The sequence below is a fragment of the Pedobacter terrae genome, from assembly GCF_036946585.1.
Lineage (GTDB): Bacteria > Bacteroidota > Bacteroidia > Sphingobacteriales > Sphingobacteriaceae > Pedobacter > Pedobacter terrae_C.
In genome coordinates, this window is the sequence record NZ_JAQIIV010000003.1 from 86,647 (window position 1) to 104,339 (window position 17,693).

16 protein-coding genes are annotated in these 17,693 nt (G+C 37.8%); 10 read left to right on the plus strand and 6 right to left on the minus strand.

Going from position 1 to position 17,693, the window contains the following annotated elements:
* Positions 1-23: 23 nt before the first annotated feature.
* The 4 genes from PGN18_RS05425 to PGN18_RS05440 all read left to right on the plus strand — a co-directional run bounded on the left by PGN18_RS05425 (position 24) and on the right by PGN18_RS05440 (position 4,022).
* Complete coding sequence (locus PGN18_RS05425) at positions 24-1,214, plus strand: aspartate aminotransferase family protein (protein WP_335318373.1); 1,191 nt, start codon at positions 24-26, stop codon at positions 1,212-1,214.
* Positions 1,215-1,273: 59 nt separating this feature from the next.
* Complete coding sequence (locus tag PGN18_RS05430) at positions 1,274-1,951, plus strand: response regulator transcription factor (protein WP_335318374.1); 678 nt, start codon at positions 1,274-1,276, stop codon at positions 1,949-1,951.
* A 159-nt stretch (positions 1,952-2,110) separates the two neighbouring features.
* Entirely contained in the window at positions 2,111-3,421 is a 1,311-nt protein-coding gene (locus PGN18_RS05435) for a sensor histidine kinase (protein ID WP_335318375.1), read from the plus strand.
* 127 nt (positions 3,422-3,548) lie between these two features.
* The gene (locus PGN18_RS05440; RefSeq protein WP_335318377.1) at positions 3,549-4,022 is read left to right on the plus strand and encodes a hypothetical protein; all 474 of its coding nucleotides are present in this window, start codon (positions 3,549-3,551) and stop codon (positions 4,020-4,022) included.
* A 214-nt stretch (positions 4,023-4,236) separates the two neighbouring features.
* Here the strand turns inward: PGN18_RS05440 and PGN18_RS05445 are convergent, their stop codons facing one another.
* Both PGN18_RS05445 and panB read right to left on the minus strand, forming a co-directional pair.
* On the minus strand, positions 4,237-4,923 hold the full coding sequence (locus tag PGN18_RS05445; RefSeq protein WP_039477435.1) for an RluA family pseudouridine synthase: 687 nt from the start codon (positions 4,921-4,923) through the stop codon (positions 4,237-4,239).
* A gap of 159 nt (positions 4,924-5,082) precedes the next feature.
* Entirely contained in the window at positions 5,083-5,898 is an 816-nt protein-coding gene (gene panB, locus PGN18_RS05450; protein WP_335318379.1) for a 3-methyl-2-oxobutanoate hydroxymethyltransferase, read from the minus strand.
* A 314-nt stretch (positions 5,899-6,212) separates the two neighbouring features.
* Between panB and carA the strand changes: the two genes are divergently transcribed.
* From carA to PGN18_RS05475, 5 genes are all read left to right on the plus strand, one after another.
* A complete protein-coding gene (gene carA / locus PGN18_RS05455; RefSeq protein WP_335318380.1) occupies positions 6,213-7,325 on the plus strand; it encodes a glutamine-hydrolyzing carbamoyl-phosphate synthase small subunit in 1,113 nt (370 codons plus the stop codon).
* Positions 7,326-7,578: 253 nt separating this feature from the next.
* Positions 7,579-8,343 (plus strand): ABC transporter ATP-binding protein, encoded by a 765-nt coding sequence (locus tag PGN18_RS05460; RefSeq protein ID WP_335318381.1) that lies wholly within the window; start codon positions 7,579-7,581, stop codon positions 8,341-8,343.
* Positions 8,344-8,418: 75 nt separating this feature from the next.
* Positions 8,419-9,540 carry an ABC transporter permease gene (locus tag PGN18_RS05465; protein WP_335318382.1) on the plus strand — a complete coding sequence of 374 codons (1,122 nt, stop codon included), beginning with the start codon at positions 8,419-8,421 and terminating at the stop codon, positions 9,538-9,540.
* Between the two features lie 115 nt (positions 9,541-9,655).
* On the plus strand, positions 9,656-10,612 hold the full coding sequence (locus tag PGN18_RS05470; protein WP_335318383.1) for a Fic family protein: 957 nt from the start codon (positions 9,656-9,658) through the stop codon (positions 10,610-10,612).
* A gap of 123 nt (positions 10,613-10,735) precedes the next feature.
* Entirely contained in the window at positions 10,736-11,350 is a 615-nt protein-coding gene (locus PGN18_RS05475) for an XAC2610-related protein (RefSeq protein ID WP_335318384.1), read from the plus strand.
* 232 nt (positions 11,351-11,582) lie between these two features.
* On the opposite strand, the gene PGN18_RS05480 is transcribed toward PGN18_RS05475, so the two are convergent.
* The 4 genes from PGN18_RS05480 to kbl all read right to left on the minus strand — a co-directional run bounded on the left by PGN18_RS05480 (position 11,583) and on the right by kbl (position 14,946).
* Positions 11,583-12,158: a TetR/AcrR family transcriptional regulator gene (locus PGN18_RS05480; RefSeq protein ID WP_090501759.1), complete on the minus strand. Its 576-nt coding sequence runs from the start codon at positions 12,156-12,158 to the stop codon at positions 11,583-11,585.
* 1 nt (position 12,159) lies between these two features.
* The gene (locus PGN18_RS05485) at positions 12,160-12,570 is read right to left on the minus strand and encodes a hypothetical protein (RefSeq protein WP_335318386.1); all 411 of its coding nucleotides are present in this window, start codon (positions 12,568-12,570) and stop codon (positions 12,160-12,162) included.
* A complete protein-coding gene (gene pheS, locus PGN18_RS05490; protein WP_335318387.1) occupies positions 12,570-13,610 on the minus strand; it encodes a phenylalanine--tRNA ligase subunit alpha in 1,041 nt (346 codons plus the stop codon). Before pheS ends, PGN18_RS05485 begins: the two co-directional genes overlap by 1 nt.
* Before the next feature lie 148 nt (positions 13,611-13,758).
* Positions 13,759-14,946, minus strand: a complete 1,188-nt coding sequence (gene kbl / locus PGN18_RS05495; RefSeq protein ID WP_335318388.1) for a glycine C-acetyltransferase — start codon at positions 14,944-14,946, stop codon at positions 13,759-13,761.
* Positions 14,947-15,189: 243 nt separating this feature from the next.
* On the opposite strand from kbl, the gene PGN18_RS05500 reads away from it, so the two are divergent.
* Positions 15,190-17,637 (plus strand): DUF5686 and carboxypeptidase regulatory-like domain-containing protein, encoded by a 2,448-nt coding sequence (locus PGN18_RS05500; protein WP_335318389.1) that lies wholly within the window; start codon positions 15,190-15,192, stop codon positions 17,635-17,637.
* The last annotated feature ends 56 nt before the right edge of the window (positions 17,638-17,693 follow it).

The window sequence follows — 17,693 nt, forward strand, 5'->3', positions numbered from 1 at the left end:
CTTCATTTCCGTACTTTTGTGCTATGCTTACCCAACGTCAGTTGTTTTTACAACACAATGCACAAACCTCTCCTGAGCCGCTGATGCTCGAATTTGTAAGGGCAAAAGGAATCTACATTTACGATGCAGATGATAAAAAACACATTGATCTTATTGCCGGTATCGGTGTAAGCAATGTTGGCCATTGCCATCCTGCAGTAGTGAAAGCCATTCAATATCAGGCAGAAACCTATATGCACCTGATGGTTTACGGAGAATATATTCAAACACCCCAGGTCAATTTCGCAAAGGCTCTTGCCGAGATTTTACCAGAAAGTTTAAGTTGTAGCTACTTTTTAAACTCCGGAACCGAGGCTGTAGAAGGCGCAATGAAACTGGCTAAAAGGTATACCGGCCGAAAAGGATTTATAGCTTGTAAAAATGCTTATCATGGCAGTACACAGGGTGCAGAAAGTTTAATGGAAAGTGATTTTTATTCTGCCGGTTATGGCCCTTTCCTACCTCATGTAAGTTTCATTGAACATAACAACATCGATGATTTGGAAAAAATCACTTCAGACATTGCTGCTGTTTTTATTGAACCTATACAAGGTGAGGCTGGGATAAGAGTTGCCGATTTAAATTACATGAACGCCTTAAGGAATAAATGCACTGAAACCGGCTCCTTATTAATTTTCGACGAGATACAATCAGGTTTTGGACGCAGTGGCAAAATGTTTGCCTTTCAACATTATGAGGTTGTACCAGATGTGCTGTTATTGGCAAAAGGAATTGGTGGCGGAATGCCAATTGGCGCTTTTATCAGTTCGTTGGAAATCATGTCGGTTTTATCTCATACGCCAATCTTAGGCCACATGACCACCTTTGGAGGTCATCCGGTTTGCTGCGCTGCTGGGTTAGCTACTTTACGAACCTTGGTAGATGATCATATTGTTGAAGAAGTAGAAGAAAAAGGTGAGTTATTTAAACAGTTTTTACAACATCCGGCAATTAAAGAAATCAGGGGCAAAGGTTTAATGCTTGCCGTGGAATTTGATAATTTTGAGATTAATAAGAAAATTATTGATGCCTGTATTTCAGACGGTGTGTTGTCAGACTGGTTTTTACATTGCAGCAATTCTATGCGGATAGCCCCTCCGCTAATTATTACGAAAGAAGAAATTAAAGAAGCTTGCGAGACCATCTTAAAAAATATTAACTTAGTTGCAGGGTAAACGCATAGCGCTGAGCGCAAAGCGCATGGCAGTAAAACATCAAAATAAAATTATCTCAAATGAATGTATTAATCGTTGAAGATGAAAAAAGCCTCGCGCTTGAAATGGATGAATTTTTAAGTAAAGAGGGATTTATTGTTGAACATGCATGGAAAAAATCTTCTGCTGAAGAAAAGATTTTTGTAAATAATTACGATTTCATTTTATTAGACCTGGGCTTGCCCGATGGTGATGGTTTTGATATTTTAAAACAGTTGAAAGCCATGAAAGAACGCGATGATGCTGTAATCATATTGACTGCTCGCAGTGCTGTTGATGACCGGATAAAGGGCCTTGATGAGGGTGCAGATGATTATTTGCCAAAGCCGTTTTCACTGAATGAACTTTTAGCGAGGATGCATGCCATTACGCGTAGAAAACATAAACTCGAGAAAAACGAGGTAAACATTCATAACTTTTTGCTTAACATTCAGAATAGAACGGTTTCTTATGGCGATGAAAGATTAAATCTGACCAAAAAAGAGTTTGAAATATTTAACTATTTGGTTTTGAATAAAAACCGTGTGGTTTCAAGGATGAGTTTAACGGAACACGTTTGGGGTGATATTTTAGAAGTTAATTCTGATTCAAACTTCGTAGATGTACATGTTAAAAACCTACGAAAAAAACTCGCTGGGGTTACGCCAATAGATTGGTTTGAAACGGTGAGAAGTATAGGTTATAGAATTAATTGTTGAGCATCGGGAAGTTAGGAGTCAGAGGTCCGAAAATAACAGGTTTATTTAACCATGAACCTAAAGTAAATTAAGGCTGAGCGTTTGGCGGTTAGCGTTGGGCGCAATAACCTAAAGATAGATAACCCTTTATCCGTCTTACATAAACCATCATCCATCTAAATGAAGTTACAGGTTAAGTTTTCTTTATACAATGCAGTAACCAAAGTTGCCATTATACTACTATTGGGTGCTATCATTCTATTTTCATTAGATCGATTGGCTTACAATCAGCTTGATAACCGTTTGATTAAAAAGAAAAACAAAATCATCAAACATTTGAATGATAATGAGATTGATAGCCTTTTAAATAAAGAGCAGTCATTTACCGATTATAATATTTTAAAGGAAGAATTTATTGTGTTAACCGTCCTTCCTGACAATCAAAAGGATTCTACTGCAAAGGTATATACCGAAAAAAGAGAAATCGAAGGTGATATTGAAGTTTACCGCATTTTAAACTATAAATTCTCTTATCATAAAAACTGGTACAATCTGGAGATTGGAGAAACCATGACAGCGCTTCAGTCAATTAAAAATTCAATCCGTTTTTATATGTTGATTGTACTCGTTGCGGCATTGTTGATTACGCTAATTGCCGATTACACTTTTTCTAACTTTTTACTTAAACCGTTTTATCGCATTATCGATAAAAAGATCAACCTTGTTGATGATCCTACTCATTACAATTATCAAAACATTCCCACCAGCACCAGTGATTTTAAAATCCTTGATAATAGCATAAACTCTTTGATGCGTAAGATAAATACACTTTTCGCTTTAGAAAAGCAGTTTATTGCTAACGTTTCACATGAGTTGCTCACTCCAATTTCGATTTTGAGTACACGGTTTGAAAACATGCTCAGCACTCCAGACATTCCTGAAGAGCATGAAAATAAAATATATGCCTCTTTAAAAACACTGAACCGCTTAAAGCTTATTATCAACAGTTTGTTACTCATTTCTAAAGTTGAAAACAATCAGTACCTAAAAACCGAAGAAATTAGCCTCAAACAAGAAATTGATGATATATACGATGATCTGGAAGATCGGATAGCCGATAAAAATATTAGTTATAGCGCCAACCTCTCTAAAGACTTTCAGTTTACCGGAAACAAAGCACTTATACATACGCTTTTGATCAATATTATCAACAATGCGATAAAATACAACGTTGATCACGGAACGATTACCATAACGGATAAAACAGAAAGCGAAAAATATATCCTTACTATCAGCGATACCGGAACGGGTATGAGTAAAGAGCTGGTAGAAAATGCTTTTGATCGTTTTAAAAGGGGAAATTCAGAAGAGAATGGTTTTGGCCTGGGTTTGGCCATTGTACAAAGTATCGCCCGATTCCATAAAATAGATGTTGATATTAAATCTGAAGAACAAAAAGGCACTAACATTTCCTTAACTTTTTCCATATAAGATTTTGCTTATAATAACCAGCGGTATTATGGTCTGAATTTTAATTTGAAGATAGAATCAGCGTAATAATTTTGGCAGGGGCTTTGCTTAGTATTCAACCAAGCTGATAAGTAAAAAACATATTGTGATGAAAAATATTATTCCCATACTAGGAGCAACCGCTTTATTCATGGCGTCTTGCCAGGGCGGAACCGCGAAGAAAACGCAGGCCAAAATAGATTCCACTATTGTAGCTAATGCATCTGTTACAACGGATTCGGTTCAGTGTTACCAATATATTAAAAACCGCGATACAGCTACCCTATCATTAAAAACAGCGGATAATAAATTAACAGGTACACTGGGCTACAATTTATACGAAAAAGATAAAAATGCAGGTACGATAGCCGGCCTTATTAAAGGCGATACCATTATTGCGAATTACACCTTTCAATCTGAAGGCAAAACCTCAGTACGAGAAGTGGCCTTTTTGAAAAAGGGTAATCAGCTCGCAGAAGGATTTGGTGATGTACAGGAAGTAAATGGAGAAAGCAAGTTTAAAAACCTGAGCAAACTGAAGTTTGATGGATCGATGACTTTCGAAAAAATTGATTGTAAATAGTACATCGTCATCTCAAGCTACGATTCGTCATTTAGACCGCAGTGCCCGCCTGTGCGGACAGGCCTGCCCGTACAGGCGGGGGAGAAATCTATTGTTTATTAATATAGATTTCTCGACTTCGCTGCATTCCGCTCGAAATGGACGGAAACTCTAGAAAAATTTATTAAATAAATATCTATGGCCATGTTACTTTTTACTTATCCTGAGCATTAATTTATAAATTCTCAAATCTTTCCCAGAACCCATCAACAGGTAATTTGGCGAATATATTAACAGGTTCTTTTTTTACAGGGTGTATAAACTGTAACCTACGGGCATGCAGGCAAATGCTTCCTTTTCTGCTTCCGCGTGGATAACCATATTTATTATCGCCCATAATCGGACAGCCCATTGAAGAGAGCTGAACCCTGATCTGGTGTGAGCGACCTGTTAAAGGATCTACCTCCAACAGGTAATAATCTCCTACCTTAGCCTTTACTTTATACGAAAGCTCGGCCCGCTGGCTGCCAGTAACTTCTGTATTGTAATAAGAGACCACATTTTTCTGTGGATTTTTAACCAGCCAATGTACCAATGTGGCCGATTCTTTTTCTGGTTTATTCTTTACCACGGCCCAATAAGTTTTCTTTACCTCCCTGTTTTTAAATACGGCGTTCATACGCTCTAAAGCCTTACTGGTTTTAGCAAATAAAATTACACCGCTTACCGGACGATCTAAACGGTGTACTACTCCCAAAAAAGCACCATTAGGTTTGTTGTATTTTTTAGCGATATACTTTTTTACCTGCTCGTCTAATGGCTCATCGCCAGTTTCATCAACCTGTACAATATCACCTGCCCTTTTATTAATAGCAATTAAATGATTGTCTTCAAAAAGGATGTCGTTATCGGTAATTGGCATCGGTTAGTTCATTGCTTTGTCCGTCATTAGTTCATTTGTTAAAGCAAATCGTCTAATGCGAAAGTTGATTGGATAATCGGTTAGCTATTTACTGGTTTAAAGTTGGATGATTTATCTGGACTTGAACCAAATTCAAACGCAAAACACCCAACTCCAAACTTAGTACTGTTCTTTATCGTTCGGAAAATCGCTTCCTTTTACATCGCGGATGTAAGATTGCGCCGCACTTAAAATTTCGTCGTATAGGTTAATGTACTGGCGTAGGAAACGCGGTTTAAATCCTTTGGTTAGACCAATCATATCATTTACTACCAAAACCTGTCCATCACAGTGTGGGCCGGCACCAATGCCAATAGTTGGGATGTGTAAACTTTCTGTAACCTCTTTGCCTAATGCAGCAGGTATTTTTTCTAATACAATGCCAAAACAACCAGCGGCCTGTAAAGCTAAAACATCAGTTTTTAACTTATTTGCTTCCTCTTCTTCCTTTGCACGAACGGTATAGGTTCCAAATTTGTAAATAGACTGCGGGGTTAAACCCAGGTGTCCCATTACAGGAATTCCTGCAGTAATAATGCGTTGAACAGATTCTATAATTTCTTCTCCACCTTCCAGCTTTACGCCGTGGGCACCTGACTCTTTCATAATCCTAATTGCCGAATTCAAAGCCTCCTTCGAATTTCCTTGATAGGAGCCAAAAGGTAAATCAACTACAACAAATGCGCGTTTAACCGCCCTGATTACAGATGCAGCATGGTAAATCATTTGATCTAATGTGATGGGCAAAGTTGTTTCATGACCAGCCATTACATTCGATGCAGAATCGCCAACCAATAAAACATCTAATCCTGCGTCATCCAAAATGGTTGCCATCGAATAATCGTAAGCCGTTAGCATCGATATTTTTTCACCACGCTCTTTCATTTCCTGTAAAATATGCGTGGTAACGCGTTTGATTTCTTTATGTACAGACATGGGATTTGTTTTGTGTTGCCAAAAGTATTGTTTTTTCTTTAATTAAGCTGAAAGACCAAAGGTAAAAGACCACGGCAACGTCAAACTAAAATTATTTTTCATACTAACATGGCTTCAACACGCTAATCTTTCTGCGCTTAACTTTTACCTTATTTCACTTTTCTCTTTACATTACAAATCTTAACCACTATCTTTGTACCCCGAAATGGACGGGATATCTTCATCTTTTTTTGTACCCCACAAATACGGTTATAATGCCGAAAGCCATTCTTTTTTCAACTCTTTTTTAAATCAAAATCCATATTGTAATTACCATGACTAACTACACCAAGTTACCTGCGATTTTATTACTGGCCGATGGCACGGTTTTTTACGGCAAAGCGGCCGGAAAAATTGGCACTACTACCGGCGAAATTTGTTTTAATACCGGGATGACAGGTTACCAGGAAATTTTCACAGACCCAAGTTACTTTGGACAGATAATGGTTACCACGAATGCACATATTGGTAATTATGGTATCCATAAAGATGAAATCGAATCGGGTTCGATCAAGATTGCTGGTTTAGTATGCAAAAATTACAACATCGTTTATAGCCGTAAAGAAGCAACAGAATCTATCCAGGATTATTTCCAGAACGATAACCTGGTTGCTATTGCAGATATTGATACGCGCGCATTGGTACGTCACATTAGAGACAAAGGCGCCATGAATGCGATTATTTCTTCTGAAATCACAGATCTTGATGAATTAAAACAAAAACTGGCAGAGGTACCCTCAATGGAAGGTTTGGAGCTTTCATCTAAAGTAAGCACCAGCGAACCCTATTTTCATGGAAACCCTGAAGCAAGTTTAAAAGTAGCAGCCCTTGATTTGGGAATCAAGAAAAACATTTTGCGCAGCTTTGAAAACCGCGATATCTACGTTCAGGTTTTCCCGGCAAAAACCACTTTTGCTGAAATGGAAAAATTTAGCCCTGATGGCTACTTTATTTCAAATGGCCCCGGCGATCCATCTGTTATGCCTTATGCTGTAGAAACGATCAAAGAAATTTTAGCAGTTGATAAACCATTATTTGGGATCTGTCTAGGTCACCAATTATTGGCCGAAGCTAACGGTATCGGCACCATGAAAATGTTTAACGGTCACCGTGGATTAAACCACCCGGTTAAAAATATTATCAAAGACCATTGCGAGGTTACCTCACAGAACCATGGTTTTGGTGTAATACCTGATGAGGTTAGAAACTCCGATAAAGTAGAAATTACACACGTTAACTTAAACGATAAATCAATTGAGGGAATCCGTGTTAAAGGTAAAAAAGCATTCTCTGTTCAATATCACCCAGAATCTTCTCCGGGACCACACGATTCGCGTTATTTATTCGATGATTTTGTTGAAGTAATGAAAGGTGAATTAGTTTGGTAAGCCGTAAGGTAAAAGACCAGAAGGTTTGAGGCAGAAGACTGTAAAGCAAAAGGTTTAAGGCGAAAGTTCAAAAACCAATGCCTAATGATCAGTCAATATAAATAGATCTGCGGATTGCGGCAAAACTGGCCAACGATCCGCAGATTTCTTTTTTAACCATTTTCGCCTGTTCAAAGCACCATTTCACCGACATTTTTATTGATCCCTGTCAAAATTCATCTCCTATTCATTTAAAGCTCCTTACATTCGCAACATGGAAACAAAAAAAGCCATAATCAGTGTCAAAGACCTGGTAAAAAATTATGATGATTTCGTGGCCGTTCACGGGCTTAGTTTTGAGGTTCACGAGCACGAAATTTTTGGCCTGCTCGGCCCTAATGGCGCGGGAAAAACTACTACCCTCGAAATTATTGAAACATTAAGAGCTAAAACATCGGGCGAAATTATTGTTGATGGTTTTTCTGTAGATCAAAATCCACAGCAAATTAAACAAATTATTGGTGTACAGCTTCAGGCAGCTGGTTATTACCCCAATCTAAACCTCATCGAACTGATTGAACTTTTCGCTGGTTTATATGGTGCCAATATCAAACCAATGGAGATGCTGGAGAAAGTAAACCTTCAGGATAAGGCCAAAGCCAAGTACAAAGCACTTTCAGGCGGACAAAAACAACGCTTCTCTATCGCTACAACCCTCATCAATCAACCGAAGATTATATTTTTAGATGAGCCTACAACTGGCTTAGATCCACAGGCGCGCAGAAATCTTTGGGATCTGATTACAGAAATCCGCGACGCAGGCACTACGGTTGTAATTACCACACACTACATGGACGAGGCTGAACAGCTTTGCGACCGCGTTGCTTTTGTTGAACGGGGACAAATTATCGCTTTGGATACGCCCGACAACTTAATAGACAAATTGGTAAACAGTGGTTTTGAGCGTAAGAAAGAAGTTAAAAAGGCTAATCTGGAAGATGTTTTCATTAATCTTACAGGGCAAGAATGGCGTGAATAGCCTCTTAGCCTCCAAAAGGGGAAACTTGAACCTAGTGTGCATACATTTTTTAAAATAAAATTCAGCAGAACCAATATGCAAAAAGATATACATAAAAAAAAGTCAGACTCCCCTTCAGGTGCCGGGGGTTATAGTAATCTTACAGCAACACTAGCCCTTGCCAAAGCAAGTTTCCGGTCTATTATGCGGAGTCCTTCGGCGGTGGTTTTCACCCTTGCTTTCCCATTGATATTTATCCTCGTTTTTGGCTTTCTCGGCGGCGGCGGAACCCATATTGATGTTGGTGTAACACCAGGTTCGGATGTAAATAATCCGGTAATGGGCATGCTCGAAAAAACAGGAATGATCCGTTTGGTGAAAGATAAATCAAAAGCTGAATTTGATAAATTACTGGAGAAGGGCAATGTTGATGCTATGATTGATGTGCACAGAAAAGTAAATACTACTGCCTATTCGGTTAATGTGGTATATACTTCGGCATCGAGAGATAAGGGCGGAATTTTAAAATCTGTTTTAAACAACATCTTTTACGATAAAACCTTAAAACCTATAGTAGCAGAAATAAAAGAAAGCACCATTACAGGCCGCGAGTATAAAACGATTGATTTTATCCTTCCCGGCCAATTGGGTTTTTCGCTATTAAGCACTGGTGTTTTCGGAACAGCATTCGTATTCTTAAGCCTGCGCCAAACCTTGGTCATCAAACGCTTTTTTGCTACCCCGGTAAGACGATCTAGCATTGTAATAGGCGAAGGGATTGCCCGTATAGGCTTTGCCCTAATTGGCGCTTTATTTATTATTTTAATTGGTCATTTCTTTTTTGGATTCACACTTGTACATGGCGCACTCACGGTTATCAACATGCTTGTACTGGCCACACTTGGCGTTATTGTGTTTATGGGATTTGGCTTTATTATTTCTGGCATTGCCAAAAGCGAAAGTATGGTACCTCCAATATCAAACATTATTACCCTGCCACAGTTTTTATTATCGGGAACATTCTTTTCTATCGAGGCTTTTCCAGGTTGGTTACAGCCAATTAGCAGGGCCTTACCACTTACCTATTTAAATGATGCTATGCGCAAAGTAGCTTTTGAAGGTTTAGGACTATGGGATGTTAAATTTCAGATCATGATTCTATTACTCTGGGGTGTTGGCATTTATGCAGTAGCTGTAAAAGTATTTAAGTGGGAATAAGATAGCTTAAAAGCATTTTAAAATGATAACCTAAACGTTATCATTTTTTTTGAGGAAAATTTTAATATCGGATTGATATATTTTTGAAACTATCCGATAATTAATATCTTTGGGTATGTGGGATTTTGATTTAAGCGATTTAGAAGAGTTACTACCTCAAATAGAAAGGTTGTATGAAAAAAAAGCCAGGTTAGAAACTTCAAGGCCATTGCCCAATAGCGCCCTAAACCGTATCAGAGAAGATCTTACCCTCGAGTGGACCTATAACTCAAACAGTATAGAAGGAAATACCTTAAGCCTGAAAGAAACTCAGATGGTTTTACAGGAGGGTATGACTGTTAAAGGCAAATCGCTAAGAGAACATTTTGAAGCCTATAACCATGAAAAAGCAATTGATTACCTCTACACCTTAGTGAATAAAAATTATGTCCTAAGGAGCATTGACATTTTATCGCTTCATGGCTTGGTACTTAGAAGTATTGAAGATGATTACGCAGGTCGTTTAAGAAATGGAGGTGTACGCATTGCTGGTGCAAACTTTACACCGCCCAATGCCAATAAGGTTTCTGATTTATTAGATCAATTAATTACGTTTATAAACGATAACCCATTAGGCTTAAATGATATCTTATTAGCGAGTATTTTTCATCATAAACTCGTTTGGATCCATCCTTTTTTTGATGGAAACGGGCGTACGGTGAGGCTTGCCATGAATCTACTCCTCATGCGAAATGGCTTCCCTCCTGCTATCATCCTTAAAACCGACAGAAAGAAATACTACGAAGCTCTTAATCAAGCCAACAAGGGTAATTACCACAAACTGTGTTTATTAATGTTCCAGGCTTTAGAGCGCTCGTTAAATATTTACATCAACGCATTGCCCGGAAACCATTATGGAGATTACGAACCCATATCAACTATCGTTTCAGAACCTGATGTTCCGTATGGCCAGGAGTATATAAGCTTATTGGCCAGGCAAGGCAAAATTGATGCATATAAAGAAGGCAGAGATTGGCTTACCACCAAAGCTGCAGTACAGAGCTATATTAAAACACGAAAAAGGAAACGTTAACCTTTTTTAACTTTTTAGTGGATGATATTGACGTAATTTTACCCAAAAATATTTAATGAAAAGTTTGTTCATCTTTTGTGGTATTTTACTTATTGCCTGTACTTCAGAGCCCAATTTAAATTTTTGGCAAATAACAGTTCTGACCAATATAAGGCTAAAATTTTTGTTGATAAATGTGAAGGAAATGCTTGTAGCGGGAAAGCCACGATTATGGTTTACGACAAAGTAACAAACAGGGAAATAGACACTTTCCACTCGGAAGACCTGGATTTTGGTTTAAAAGAGGTTCAAAATGCCAAACTTGGATGGCTGGAACTTGGTAAATACCAAACACCTTTAATTTTCGGCGATTTTAATTTCGACGGACTAGAAGATATTGCCATTAGAAACGGAAATAAGGGAACCTATTCCAGTCCGTCATATGATATTTATTTATCATCTAAAGAAAATAAATTTTTAAAGAACGAGGAGCTAACCAAACTGGCTAGTGAAAACCTTGGCATGTTTGATATTGATAAAAAAACAAAACAAATTGCTACGCATCAAAAAGATGGCTGTTGCTTTGATAAGACTGTAAACTACAGATTCAACGCTAAAAACTTACCTTACGAAGACTCATCGATCATTGAAGATTCCAGCATTGCCGATGTAGTTACGGTTATTACGCAAAAGATCGTTGATGGAAAAGTAAAAAAAACGGTTCAGATATTTAAACTTAAAGATTATTATAATCAGTAAGCCAAATTTTCAATCATAGATGCACAAGAAATTTCAGGGTTTATTGCAGGAAAGATGCTGAAATAAATTCAGCATGACGATCGCGTAAGGTAAAACGTCATTAAATACTCATTATGATTTCAAAAATATTAATCGCACTCAGGTTAAAAAGATCTCTCCACGCATTTACGGCCAGGCGTGTCCGCACAAGCGGGAACTCCGCCATGCTTCTTAAGAGATGACGAATTCGCTATTAAAGCGCTGCTTTTACCAAAAATGGCAATATTTCTTTCTGAAAACTCACAAAGTTTTTACGAACGTCAGAATCGCTAACTGAAGTAAATGCGAATGAAAACACGATACTTTTACTGGCTTTCAGCAAAAATGCCAGTCCTTCTCTCCTAGCCGGATTATTTTTAAAGTTATCCAACTGCAGGTAAGCGGCTAACAATAAAGCTTCTAACTGATCTGATAAATGTTTCAAAAACTCTTGCGAGTTTGCATTTTCACGCACAAAATCCCAGCCGATAAACTCATTACATGCCGTAAATGACAAGCGGCTTGTTTTCATTACCAGTGCTTTCAAGTGTTCTTCTTCTGAAGCGTAGCTAACTTTATTATTTAATATCTCATAAAGGTTTTGATCCAGGTAATCCATCAGAATACTATCCAGAACCTGCTCTTTACTCTCAAAATATTTGTAAATGGTTGCTTTGGCTATGCGGGCCTTTTTTGCAATTTCATTTACACTGGTTTTATGATAACCGTATTTTCTAAATAATTCCTTGGCAGCCTTTTTTACTGTTTCTTTTATTTTTTCAGCTTCCATTTTAATTGCTTACGTGTAATAGTGTATTGCCTTGCAAAGAAATATTATAGGCTTTTAGGCTCCTCTCGGCAGGTGCTTTCTGCGGGCTCCCATCAAGCAGTGAAAATTTAGCGCCCGAACAAGGGTCGGTAGCTGTTACACCGCTATCATCTGGTGCTACTTTGCAAATCTTTTCCGGATTGACAGTGCTGCATCGATCGAAAGCAACGTATCCACCAAGCGGTGTTTTTACAATCAGTAAGCCACCTACCCCATTATTTGAAACAACTAATACATTGTTTACTGCCTTTAAGCTGAACTCCGTTATCGTTACATTATAGTTAACCGGTATTTCAGGAATAAAACCCTGATCTTTACCACAACCCGCAACTACCAGGAGTACCAACAATATACGATATAGATATTTCATCATTAAATTAAAGCAGATTTAAATTGCTTTAAGAAACGTGCATCATTTTCTGAAAATAAACGCAGGTCTTTAATTTCATACTTCAGATTGGCTATACGTTCTATCCCCATTCCAAATGCAAAACCACTGTATTTTTTTGAATCAATACCACAGTTTTCCAAAACATTTGGATCTACCATACCACAGCCTAAAATCTCTACCCAACCACTGTATTTACAAAGCTGGCAGCCCGTACCTTTACAAATGGTACAAGATATATCCATCTCTGCAGACGGTTCGGTAAATGGGAAATATGACGGGCGGAAACGCACCTTGGTACCTTCTCCATATAATTCCTGCACAAAATAAAATAGAGTTTGCTTTAAATCTGCAAATGAAACGTTTTCATCTACATACAAACCTTCTATCTGATGGAAAAAGCAGTGTGCACGGGCAGAAATAGCTTCGTTACGGTAAACACGACCTGGCATAATTGCCCTGAATGGCGGCTGGCCTTGCTCCATCATGCGTACCTGCACCGAAGAGGTATGGGTACGTAAAGCAATATCACCTTTCTCACCGCCTTTTTTAATAAAGAAAGTATCTTGCATATCTCTAGCAGGATGCTCTTCAGGGAAGTTTAAGGCCGAGAAATTATGCCAATCGTCTTCAATTTCAGGTCCTTCTGCTACAGTAAAGCCCAGTTTGGCAAAAATCTCTACAATTTCTCTACGCACCAGGGCTAAAGGATGGCGTGAACCAATCTCAAAACCCTCGCCTGGCAAAGTTAAATCCAATTGCAAACTTTCACTTTTAGTATCCGTATTTTCTGTTGCCTCTTTTAGCGTAATGTATTTTGATTCAGCTAGTTGTTTAAACTCGTTTAAAACCTTGCCTAATGATCTTTTTTCTTCAACAGAAACAGATTTGAATTCGTCGAAAATCTCTTTTATGATACCTTTGCTTCCTAGATATTTAATGCGAAATTGCTCTAACTCATCTGCTTTTTCAGTTACGAAAGCATTAATTTTTTCGGTATACTGTGTTATTTTGTCCTGTAACATAGCTTCAAATATACGGCAAATTATCCAATAATTTTAGGGTTGATGGGTCCAAATAATCTGTTTACAATGCCATTATAAAAGAAAATGGACTCATCAACAACAAAAGCCGCTTGAAGCGGCTTTTGTTGTTGATATCAATCTATGGATTTTAAATCACACCTAATTCTTTTCCCACTTTAGTAAATGCAGTAATGGCCTTATCTAAATGGTGTTGCTCATGTCCGGCAGATAATTGCACACGGATTCTGGCTTTGCCCTGAGGTACAACCGGATAAAAGAAACCGATTACATAAACTCCTTCTTCCAACATTTTCGCCGCAAACTGCTGTGCAATTTTAGCATCATACAACATTACCGGAACGATTGGATGGAAACCAGGTTTAATATCAAAACCAGCTTCTGTCATTTTTTCACGAAAATATTTTGTATTCTTTTCTAATTTATCCCTTAACGACGTGGTTTCGATCAGCATATCCAATACTGCAATAGATGCACCTGCTATTGCCGGGGCCAACGTATTGGAGAACAGATAAGGACGCGAACGTTGGCGTAACATATCAATAATTTCTTTCTTACCCGAAGTAAAACCACCAGACGCACCGCCTAAAGCTTTACCCAAAGTACCTGTAATGATGTCGATACGGTCCATGACATTAAAATGCTCATGTGTTCCACGACCGTTTTTACCAATAAAACCAGTACAGTGCGATTCGTCAATCATAATCAATGCTTCATACTTATCGGCTAAATCTGCAATCTTATCAAGCGGGGCTACAGATCCGTCCATAGAGAAAGCACCATCAGTAACAATAATCCTGTGTCGGCAATCTTTGGCTGCAATCAACTGTTTCTCCAAATCTTCCATATCGGCATTTTTATAACGGAAACGTTGTGCTTTACACAACCTTACCCCATCTATAATGGATGCATGATTTAACTCATCTGAAATAATAGCGTCTTCAGCATTAAATAATGGTTCAAAAACGCCACCGTTTGCATCAAAAGCAGCAGCATACAAAATAGTATCCTCGGTACCTAAAAATTTAGAGATCTTTGATTCAAGTTCTTTGTGCACATCTTGTGTACCACAGATAAAACGTACCGAAGACATTCCATAGCCATGATCGTCGATTGCTTTTTTAGCTGCTTCTATCACTTTGGGATGGGATGAAAGCCCCAAATAATTATTAGCACAAAAGTTAACCACTTCATTACCACCGCTAACTTTAATATCGGCACCCTGTGGGGTAACGATGATCCGTTCACGTTTAAATAATCCTGCGTTTTCGATTTCTTCAAGTTCCTTTTGGAGAACAGGTTGTAGTGTTTTATACATGGCCTTTTTGATATGGTTGATTTGACGTCAAAGTTATAAAAAAAAGTCTTTCCTGACCTAAAAAGGCAATTTTATCCCTATATTTTGTACTCGAATGTCTGACTGGTCAGATCAGCATTCCTGTGATGAAGTCTTAAAAACCGTTTATTCTGATTATTTTTTTCTCATCTTAACAAACTTTAACACTAACCTATGTGTATAGTGTTAAACTTATTCGATATTTATAGCTTACTAACCCAACATATGATAAGAATTTTATCGCTCCTGTTTTTTTGCAGCATTACCAATATTATTTTAGCCCAGCAATCTACCCTTACCGGAACTGTTAAAGATAATAGCGGACAACCTATTCCTTTTGCGACAATTTATTTAAAAAATACCACTAAAGGAACATCGGCAAATATTGACGGGAAATATGCCCTGAAGTTAAAAAATGGTCAACACACTTTAAGTTTTAGGGCTGTTGGTTATAAACAGCAAGATCATATTATCAATTTATCGGCAGATCAATCGCTCAATGTTACCTTAACATCAGAAAGTTATACTTTAGAAAATGTGACTATAACGGCCAATGCCGAAGATCCGGCCTATGCCATTATCCGCAATGCTATCCGGGAACGAAAAATACATTTAAACGAAGTGAAAGCGTTTAGCTGTGATGTATATATTAAAGGGGTGCAACGGTTAAAGGGAGCACCTAAAAAATTCTTCGGGCAGGATATACAGAAAATTTTAGAACTGGATACCAACCGGAGAGGTATTATCTACCTTTCAGAATCGCAAAGCAAGTTTAATTTCAGAAGGCCCAATGAGGTACATGAAGAAATGATCTCATCAAAAGTTGCCGGGAGGAACAATACATTTAGCTTTAATAAGGCATCGGATCTGATCATTAATTTTTACGATAATTACCTGCTTGAAAATAAATTAAGTGCGAGGGGATACATTTCACCAATTGCAGATAATGCCCTTTTTTATTACAAATATAAATTACTGGGCGAAAGCAATGAAAATGGAGAAACTATCCATAAAATAGAGGTTATTCCCCGCCGTGAAAATGATCCTGTTTTTAGGGGGATTATCTATATTATTGATGATAGTTGGAGGATTTACAATACTGATGTATACCTAACCAAGAATGCAGGCATCAACTTTATTGATACATTGCATATTAGCCAGCAGTTTACCAAGGTTAACGAAGCTTATATGCCAACAGCCATCAATTTTAAATTTGGGGGCAATGTACTGGGATTTAAAATAGCCGGTTATTATGTTGGGATTTATAGCAATTATAACCTTGATCCTAAATTCCCGAAAAACTTTTTCAATGGAGAAATCTTAAAAGTTACCGAAATGGTAAATAAAAAAGATTCCATTTATTGGAAAAACAACAGGCCTATCCCACTAACGGAAGATGAAAAGATCAATTATGTTAAAAAAGACAGCGTAGCGAAGCTCAAAGAATCGAAAAAATATCTCGATTCTCTTGAAAGGGAAAATAATAAATTCGGGATAGGCAAACTTTTGCTTAGGGGGGTAAGTATCAATGATCGGTACGATAAAGAATATTGGAGTTTCGACCCCGTATTAAAAGCTATATTTTATAATACAGTAGAAGGCTTTGCGATAAAATATGGTGTTACCTACCGAAAAGATTTTGAGAATAGAAGATCTTATTCCATCAGACCTGAATTGAGGTATGGTTTTGCCAACCAAAAGCTCACAGGAAGTTTAAGCGGAAGCTATTATTACGACCCACTTAAACGCGCCAGTATAGGTGCCTCATTCGGAAACGGGATATTCGATTTGAATAATCTAGGCTCTATGACACAGCTGGGCAATACCATCAACTCACTATTTTATGAGAAAAACTTCGCTAAGTTTTACGAAAAGAGTTTTATGAATGTTAATACCACCCGCGAACTGATATCAGGTCTGCAAGGAAGTCTGGCTGTAGATTACAGCAGGAATAAAAGCCTAACCAATAATTCTACATTTAAATTTATAGATGCGAAAGACCGCGAATTCACTTCAAATAACCCGTTTAATCCAACAGAAGACACGCCGCTTTTCCCAACCTATAATTCTTTTAGTGCCACGGCAAGTTTAACCTATACTTTCGGACAGCAGTATATTACCCGTCCGGATGGCAAGTTTTATACCGAATCGAAGTTTCCGAAAGTTACGTTATTGTACAAGAAAGGGTTTAATGGTGTACTGAACAGCGATATTGATTACGATTTTGTAAAACTGGAAGTGTCACAAGATAGGATTGGAATGGGATTATGGGGCTATACCTCTTTTTTGGCCGGAGTGGGTAAGTTCCTGAACAACAAAAACATGTATTATCCTGATTTTAAACATTTCGCAGGTAATATTTCAACCATTTTTCCTCCTAATTTAAGAAAGTTTCAATATCTGGACTTTTATCAGTTCAGTACAAACCAACAATATTTCGAAGCCCATTTAGAACATAATTTTGCCGGCTTCTTTATGAATAAAATTCCATTGTTGCGCAAAGCAAAACTTGAAGAGTTTATTGGAGGTGGTTATCTGTCTTCTCCCGAAAAAAGAAATTACAAAGAATTCTACTTCGGCATACAACGCCTGGTATTACGTGCGAGCTACGGCTTTGCTTATGACGGGGGACGTAAGCTGAACCAAGGATTTAGGATTTCTTATGGCTTCTAATTAGGTTTCAGGTGTAGGGTACAAGGCGTAAGGTATATTCAGTTATTTCAGATATT